This window comes from Wolbachia endosymbiont of Cardiocondyla obscurior, from assembly GCF_902713635.1.
Classification (GTDB): domain Bacteria; phylum Pseudomonadota; class Alphaproteobacteria; order Rickettsiales; family Anaplasmataceae; genus Wolbachia; species Wolbachia pipientis.
Map to the genome: position 1 here is coordinate 1 of NZ_CACTIU010000057.1, position 8,617 is coordinate 8,617.

The following is an 8,617-nucleotide window of genomic DNA, read 5'->3' on the forward strand; positions in this document are numbered from 1 at the left end:
ATAAATATACAGACTTACAACTTTTGGTTGGTAATACCATAATGGAAATTTATCATTCATTTTAGAAAATACTATAAATATGAACATGTAATAACCCATCGATAAAGTGAAGAGCAAGAACATAGCCGGAAGTAAAAACGGAGCTAATACATTTTGTGACGCAGGGAAAATAAACCAGGTAACAGTTGCTATTGACACAGTTACAAATAATCCTGATAAACATAATTGTGCTTTTCTTCTATAATTCTGATCAATAACTGTACTTACACCAATAGAAGCTATATCAATCATTACTCACACCTCATTAAACATTAATACTAACTGAATGATAGCATTATTGTGATGAAAATGCAATATTATGAATATTTTAATACAATTTATATTGACAGTTACAATTCTGAATGTTTTATTGCAGCGTTAGCTGATTAGCATTTTTAAGATGAGGTCAACTCTCATAGAGAGAGGATTTTTTTATTTTCTCATTCTTCTCATTTTCCTCTCTAACAATTTTTTTTCCATTTAATATGTCCTTTATTTCATCTCCTGTTAAAGTTTCAAACTCCAGTAGATTTTCGGCAATGAGATCTAAGCCTTTCTTATGCTTGGTCAAAATGTCTTTTGCTTTTTCATAGCAAGAAGATACAACTTTCTTCACTTCTTCATCTATAAGTTTTAACGTATCTTCAGAAATTATCTCAGAACCATGTATGGTTTGTTCGCGATTGTGATAGATCGGGCCTATTTTGTCACTCATTCCCCATTTTGTTACCATAGCGCGTGATAAATCAGATGCTTGTTTTATATCCGAAGATGCACCGCTTGTGACTTTATCGTAGCCAAAAATTAGCTCTTCTGCCACTCTTCCACCTATTGCAACAGTTATATCTGCTAGCATCTTTTCTCTTGTGAGGGACACTCTATCTGTTTCTGGTAGTCTCATAACTAAACCGAGTGCCCTACCGCGTGGAATAATTGTTGCCTTGTGTATAGGATCAGAAGCAGGCATATTAACAGCAATCATCGCATGACCAGCTTCATGGTATGCAGTCAGTCTCTTTTCCTCTTCTGTCATAATGAGAGATCGCCTTTCTACGCCCATCATCACTTTATCACGTGCATATTCGAAATCATCCATGGTAACAATCTTCTTGTTTCTTCTTGCAGCGATAAGTGCAGATTCATTCACCAAATTTGCTAGATCAGCCCCTGAAAAACCTGGTGTTCCTCTTGCAACTGTTTTCACGTTTACATCTGGTGCTATTGATATTTTCTTTATATGAGTATTTAATATCTTTTCACGCCCATTTATATCGGGTAAAGAAATAGTAATCTGTCGGTCAAAACGACCAGGTCTAAGCAGTGCTGGATCTAAGACATCCGGACGGTTAGTCGCAGCAATTATTATTACACCTTCATTAGACTCAAAGCCATCCATCTCAACTAATAACTGATTTAATGTTTGTTCTCTTTCATCATTGCCGCCACCAAGACCAATGCCACGATGTCTACCCACCGCATCTATTTCATCTATAAAAATTATACAAGGAGCATTTTTCTTGCCTTGATCAAACATATCACGAATACGACTTGCACCAACACCCACAAACATTTCAACAAAATCAGATCCAGAAATACTAAAGAATGGCACATTAGCTTCTCCTGCAATTGCACGAGCAAGTAAAGTTTTACCAGTTCCAGGAGAGCCAATCAAAAGGCACCCTTTTGGTATTTTTCCACCTAATATTTGAAATTTTTGCCTTTGTTTAAGAAAATCAACGATCTCTACTAGCTCTTCTTTTGCTTCATCAATTCCGGCAACATCATCAAATGTTACTTTTTTTCCACTAGTCATGAGTCTAGCCCTTGATTTGCCAAAGCTTATAGTTCTGTTGCCCCCCGCTTGTGTTTGTTTAAGAAAGAATAGCAAGAAGCCAATAAAGATAAATGTTGGGACCCATGAGATAAGTAATCCACCAATTACGTTCATGGCAGAATCTCCAGTTGAAAAGGAGAATCTCACTTTTCTATCATGTAAATTTTTTATTAGGTCGCTATATATGACACCGCTTGAATTGAAACTTGAACCGTCCCTGAACTTGCCTTCAATGCTCTGGTTTTTTATGACAATATTTTCTACATCATTGTCTTCTAGTCTAGTTAAAAATTCCGAAAAAGGTATAATTGTTTTACTTTTACCTACATTTCCGCTGAACTGAATATAAGCAACTGAAATAAGAACAATAATTACTAACCAGATCAATAAGCCTTCTAAAAATTTTTTCATTTCTATTTCTAACTAAATACTAATCAAGCTTACCAAATTTTGTTTTATCGTGCTATTAATAATGCATTGAACCTTATCGTCATTGGTATTTTTTCCGTTATAATTTACATCAGGATAAGCAAGCACCTTTCCATCTTTTAGCACTACAGGCAAAGAATAGAAAACTTCAGGGCAGCAGTTGTAATCCTTCAGAAATTCAGGAACTTTTTGTGTTTTTTTTAATGGAGCGATGATAACTGAACACTCTTGATTTCCGAGTATTGTGCAGCTAAATCTGTTATCCCATTGAGTAGGTTCATTTAAAGGTAGGTTTAAGGTAATTTCTTGTATCTTTGACGATTCTCTAATTATCAAGATATTTTCTCCATGTTTTCTTATTTTACACCCAGAAAGTGTACAGTTAACATTACTATCCTTTTGCAATATTTTATTAAATATTACGATAAGGCTGTTGTACCTTGGTTTATAATGTTTACTGGCAATTGCCATTATGGAGTAAAGAAGAAGCCTCAAGGCTATTTCCTCTGGCAATTGATAAAACTCACTTAGTTTAATTTCAATATAACCAAGATCATGCACATTAACGCAGTCATTAAACGCAAGGCGTGTGTAGTGCATCAACGCTTTTGCAGCTCTTTTCATATGAAGGGCTGTGAGGCATATTCGCTCTGTTAAAATCTCTTGATTATCACTTGCTTTAAGTAAGTTACGGTATAAAGTTCGCCTGTATTTTAAGTCATAGTTGCTTCTATCTTCGATCCATTTTAACCGATGAAGCTTAGCGTACTTTTCTATTTCACTACGACTAAAATTTAACAATGGCCTAAATATATAAATACCATTTAGGAAAGACTTGTAGTCCATTGATGATAATCCATCTACGCCACTACCTCGCTCTAATCTTAACAAGAACGTTTCTGCTTGATCATCTTTGTGATGAGCAACAAGTAAATATTTAACATTATTATTTTTACACCACTCTGCTAGTAACTTATACCGTGCTTTTCGTGCCTGTAACTGAATATTGCCTTTAATATTTTGCTTCTCCCAATTTAATATGAACGATTCCTTTGCTCCAAGTTCCTTTGCATAACTTACAACAAAATCAGCTTCTTTTTGAGACTCTGGACGTAACCCATGATTTACTGTTAATGCTATAGGAAGTGGAAGCTTGTTTTTTTTTGCCCAGTTATTCATTAAGTGCAGTAAGACTATACTATCTACACCACCTGATACTGCAACTGCAACTTGATTATTATAGAAAGCAAAACTATTAACCACATTTTGAAATAATAACTCTAATTCCATTATGCCTCTTGATGGCCAGATAGTCTCTACGTCATACAGCGACTTATTTGTGGTATATATAGATCCCGCTAACAAGCAACGAAATATGACAAGTTTGTCCTTTTTTGTCCACCCCAGTGCCCTTTCTTTATGTCATCCCAGTGCTTGACACTGGGATCCAGGTTTTAATGCAAGAAACTATTTCTTTATTCCAGAAAATGAAAATTCCACTCTACGATTTTTAGCATGCTCTTTTTCATATTTAGAATTTCTAGAATCATCTTTTACATTAACCAAAGGCTCAGTTTCACCTTTAGAAGCAGTTTTTATTCTGTTTTCTATGTAGGGTGTACAACTAACCATAAATTTTTTAGCTGCATCTGCCCTTCTAGCGCCTAGCGCAAGATTATATTCATGAGAACCACGGTTGTCAGTGTGACCAGTTAAAGTAACCTTCGCGTCAGGGTTATCTTGTAACACCTCCATTACGTCAAGTAATGCATCTGCACTTACTTCAGCAATACTAGATTCATCATAACCAAAGAAAACTCTTTTATCACCTATCTGCTTAACAACAGAATTTATTTTATTTGTTGTATTTGCTCCTTTTTTTGGGCAAGAACTTACACCAGTAAGTAATAAACAAAAACAGCACATTATAACCAGTCTACTCCACATTACTAAACCTCCATAAATTTTAAATAGTGCGTAACTTTAATTTCAGTAGCTAATATCTCTCCATATTGTAATATAGTCAAGAGAAATAAAATACTAAATACTTTTTCTACAACCTTACAATTAATTTTCCTATAATATGCTGGACTCTGAGTAGAAAAATCCAATAAAAGAATAAAAAGTACAATTTTTTATTGTACTTTAAGCAAATATACTTTTAACTTTATTATTAATCTATTACGGTATTAAACAGATGTTTTCTAAAATAATGAACAAATATGCAATCTTATAAGTTTTTAGAGGAAGTATTATATAGGGTAAAGAGTATCGAAAATACGCTAAAAGTACTAAACCAAAGCCAATTGAATATAGAGGACAAAGTTGAACAAATGAGTCTTCTAGAAGAAATCAGACATGAAATTATCTCTCATGACGCAATAAAGGAATCATTAGCAGATGCTCTTGGTAACAAAAAAAGTGCAAATACTCAGCAGCTAAAGTTAATAGAGAGAATACATAAAAGCAACAGTGCTGTTCCTATTGATTTAGTAAAGTCTTTATCCAAAGCTAAGGTTGAATGCCAAAATTTATGGAAGCTATCTCATTCTGAAACCAGTAACTTAGAAAAACTAAAAGAACGTTTTACTGATTTAATCACACTCATTCGCGAAGTAGCTTCTATAAAATCGCAGCAATTAAAATGCTCAAAATACGACTCACTGCTTGCTGACTATGACTCTGATATCACAGAAAGGAATATAAGGGAAGTATTCCCCAAGGTAGGCAAATTTTTTAGCGAAAATGTAGATAAAATAATTGAAAAGCAGAAAAAGGATAAGGTTACTAATATACAAAAAGTTGCTACTCAGAAACAGATTGAACTTGGCTCATTATGTTTACAGCAAATGGGTATTGCACTAAATGAGATTCGTACTTCTTATTACTACCCTATAGATTATGATGAATCTGATTTTTGTTATGGTTTATTTTCACTTTTACGGCATAGTGGTTATGCAATTTATCAAAAATGTTTAGCGCAAAATTCTATAAGTAGTCCAATTACGAGACATGTTATGTATGAAACTCAAGGGTTATTCATGGAAAGGATGATTGGAACATCCAGAGAATTTATTGAGTTTATTCAACCACACATAAAAGAGAAATTTGCTATAAAAGGCAAAACTAACGAGAAAGTTAGCAGTGTTGAAAATTTGTACTTGATTTTCAATGAAATAAACCTTTCTTCTTTTTTAAAAAATGCAGATGAATTTAGTCTGTTAGCTCATATTATGTTGAGAACTAGGTTAGAACAAGATATAATAAATGGTACATTGGAAGTCAAAGACCTGCATGATGCGTGGCTGGAAGGTATGAAGCACTATAAAATTCCAGTAAAAGCTGAAAATGAGCTAAACACTTATTTTCAAGATGAATATTGGGCAAGCGGTGTTATGGGCTACTTTCCTATAAAAATTATTGCTTTAATTGCTGCTGTGCAGATTTTCTCTTGCGTTAAAAAGAATCATTACGAATCATTAAGTGCTATAATAAAAGGAGATTTTAGTTTACTGATCAGTTGGTTATCTCAAAATATATACAGTGCAAAGTGTGGCCTGGAACTGCTAAAAAAAGTAACAGGTAAGGGTTTAGACGTTGAGTGTGTTACTTACTACTTATCTGAAAAGTATAATTTGTCTTAATAAATGGTTTTCTTGAGTTATGTATGAATTTTGTTCGAAAATTAACCGGAAAGTTTTATAGCCTTTTCACTTTCAAAGGTTTATTCGCTAGCGATATTGCTATAGATCTTGGCACTGCAAACACTTTAGTTTATCAGAAAAATCAGGGAATAGTGCTTGATGAGCCTTCAGTTGTAGCAAGAATAAAAGAAAAAGGAAGCTACGTTCCTTATGCTTTTGGTAAAAAAGCTAAAATGATGCTTGGAAAAACGCCTGGAGAGATAGAGGCGATAAGGCCCTTAAAAGATGGAGTCATTGCTGATTTTAAAAGTGCGGAAGAAATGCTAAAATATTTCATACGCAGTGCAAACACAAAATTCACTGTTAATAAACCTAATATTATCATATGCGTTCCATCTGGATCCACGCCAGTTGAAAGGCGTGCTATACAAGATGCAGCAGAAAGTGCTGGTGCAAATGAAGTATTTTTAATTGAAGAACCAATGGCTGCAGCAATCGGAGCTGGGCTCCCGGTTACCGAACCTGAAGGTTCTATGATTGTTGATATAGGAGGCGGTACAACTGAAGTTGCAATTATTTCTTTAGGTGGAATTGTTTATTCACGTTCTGCCAGAGTAGGTGGCGATATTATGGATGAGGCAATAAAGTCATATATTCGTGAAAATCATAAATTATTAATCGGTGAAACAACCGCTGAGAAAATTAAGAAAAGCATAGGTTCAGCCAGTCTGCCAGGTGAAAATAACAAAGAGGGAATGATAATTAAGGGCAGGGATTTAGTGAGTGGCATGCCAAAAGAAATGCTTTTATCAGAATACCAAGTTGCAGAGAGTTTAATAGAGCCTGTACATCAGATAATTTCTGCTATTAAGACTGCGCTGGAGAGCACTCCACCTGAACTTTCTTCTGATATAGTCGATAGAGGAATAGTTTTATCCGGTGGTGGTGGATTATTACGTAATCTAGGTAAAGTTATCAGTGAAACAACAAAATTACCGGTTCGTGTTGCAGATGACCCACTTTGTTGTGTTGCCTTAGGTAGTGGAAAAGTGCTTGAAAACATGGATTATTTTGGCCATGTTTTATTCAAGCAAGATTAAATTATTTTTGAAGGTAGTTTATCGAATTGTTTTGATGGAATTATGTAATATAAATGAGATCCCAGTGTCATGCACCAAGTAATTTGAAGGCAACTTCTAGCAGAAAAGGGTGTCATCCGAGTAGCTAACACTGGGATCCAGGAAACTTGATTACAAATAAATATGCTGTTTTAATGAATTTGTGTAATAGAAGCTAGATTCCAGTGTCAGCTACTTTCATGACATCATCTACTATGTAAATTGCCCCCAAATCAAAACGTTTGCACAGTTGTATGTTGGAATGACACAAGATTTGCGTTTATAAATTAAGGCGATTATGCTAAAAGAATTTGAAATTGAACCTCTGCTAAAAGATAAAGCTCCGCACCAGACCAAGGCTATTGTTGCAATGTCCGGGGGAGTTGATAGCTCGGTTGCTGCAGCACTGCTACATAACCTTGGGTACCAGGTGATAGGTGTAACTCTTCAGCTATATGGCACTGATGGCAATGCTAACGCAAGAAAGGGTGCATGCTGCGCTGGACAGGATATTTATGACGCTAAGCGTGTAGCTGAAAGTGTTGGCTTTCCTCACTATATTTTAAACTATGAGGAAATATTCAAAAAGGAAGTAATAGAGGATTTTGCGAGTACCTATATGCGTGGGGAAACTCCCATACCATGCGTGAGATGTAACCAAACGGTAAAATTTCGTGATCTATTGCAAGTTACAAAAAATCTTGGTGCGGATGTGCTCGTAACAGGACATTACGTGAGAAGGTTAGAAAAAAATGGTGAGGTAAAGTTGTGCAGAAGTATTGATAAAAGTAAAGATCAAAGTTATTTTTTGTTTGCTACAACTCAAGAGCAGTTAAAGCTTTTGCGATTTCCACTAGGTGGGTTCTATAAAAGTGATATAAGAAAATTAGCAAAGTATTTCAGCTTACAAATTTCTGAAAAGCCGGACAGTCAAGATATATGCTTTGTTTCCGAAAGCTATAGTAAAACAATAGCTAAATTAGCTCCACAATCTGTACAGAAAGGTAAAATAGTGGATGTTAATGGAAAAGTGCTAGGCGAGCACAGTGGCATAGTAAATTTTACAGTGGGGCAAAGAAAGGGCTTGGGTATCGCACACAATGAACCTCTTTACGTGATAAAAATTAATACAGAGAATAATGAGGTTATAGTAGGCCCGATCAACGCGTTAATGCAAAAAAAGATATTGATCAAAGAGTTAAATTGGTTAGAACAACCAAAGGAAGGTATGGAAGTAACTGTGAAGCTGAGATCATCACATGCGGGAAGTTTAGCAACAATACATTCAACTGACGAAAAAAATAAAGCCTGTGTCATTTTAAACGACGATTACTTTGGCATCAGTCCAGGTCAAGCCTGTGTAGCGTATAAAGATGAGCAAGTTATCGGCGGTGGATGGATATGCTCTTAACCAAAAGCTTTAATGCAGAGTGTAAACATACAATAGACTTCTTGCATAACCATATAACAGAAACGAAAAAACTTCCTTGACAAACTCCGCCAGCCCCCTTATCATGAAACTGAAGCTATTTATTTATCTTCTCTGTACAGAT

General features: G+C 35.1%; 6 protein-coding genes and 1 pseudogene. 3 read left to right on the forward strand and 4 right to left on the reverse strand.

Annotated elements, in window-relative coordinates; translation table 11 throughout:
• The 4 genes and pseudogenes from WOCAOBSORBRA_RS04715 to WOCAOBSORBRA_RS04730 all read right to left on the reverse strand — a co-directional run.
• A pseudogene (locus WOCAOBSORBRA_RS04715) lies at positions 1-291 on the reverse strand (hypothetical protein); the annotation flags it as partial.
• A 154-nt stretch (positions 292-445) separates the two neighbouring features.
• Positions 446-2,284, reverse strand: coding sequence for an ATP-dependent zinc metalloprotease FtsH (gene ftsH / locus WOCAOBSORBRA_RS04720; protein ID WP_174516036.1), 1,839 nt, complete (start codon positions 2,282-2,284; stop codon positions 446-448).
• Positions 2,285-2,296: 12 nt separating this feature from the next.
• The gene (tilS, locus tag WOCAOBSORBRA_RS04725) at positions 2,297-3,592 is read right to left on the reverse strand and encodes a tRNA lysidine(34) synthetase TilS (RefSeq protein ID WP_174516037.1); all 1,296 of its coding nucleotides are present in this window, start codon (positions 3,590-3,592) and stop codon (positions 2,297-2,299) included.
• Positions 3,593-3,769: 177 nt separating this feature from the next.
• Complete coding sequence (locus WOCAOBSORBRA_RS04730) at positions 3,770-4,249, reverse strand: OmpA family protein (RefSeq protein WP_010081889.1); 480 nt, start codon at positions 4,247-4,249, stop codon at positions 3,770-3,772.
• Positions 4,250-4,524: 275 nt separating this feature from the next.
• Between WOCAOBSORBRA_RS04730 and WOCAOBSORBRA_RS04735 the strand changes: the two genes are divergently transcribed.
• The 3 genes from WOCAOBSORBRA_RS04735 (at position 4,525) to mnmA (ending at position 8,475) form a co-directional block, all read left to right on the forward strand.
• A complete protein-coding gene (locus tag WOCAOBSORBRA_RS04735; protein WP_174516038.1) occupies positions 4,525-5,946 on the forward strand; it encodes a gluzincin family metallopeptidase in 1,422 nt (473 codons plus the stop codon).
• 23 nt (positions 5,947-5,969) lie between these two features.
• Positions 5,970-7,046 carry a rod shape-determining protein gene (locus WOCAOBSORBRA_RS04740; protein WP_007548791.1) on the forward strand — a complete coding sequence of 359 codons (1,077 nt, stop codon included), beginning with the start codon at positions 5,970-5,972 and terminating at the stop codon, positions 7,044-7,046.
• 316 nt (positions 7,047-7,362) lie between these two features.
• Positions 7,363-8,475: a tRNA 2-thiouridine(34) synthase MnmA gene (mnmA, locus tag WOCAOBSORBRA_RS04745; protein ID WP_174516039.1), complete on the forward strand. Its 1,113-nt coding sequence runs from the start codon at positions 7,363-7,365 to the stop codon at positions 8,473-8,475.
• Positions 8,476-8,617: the final 142 nt, after the last annotated feature.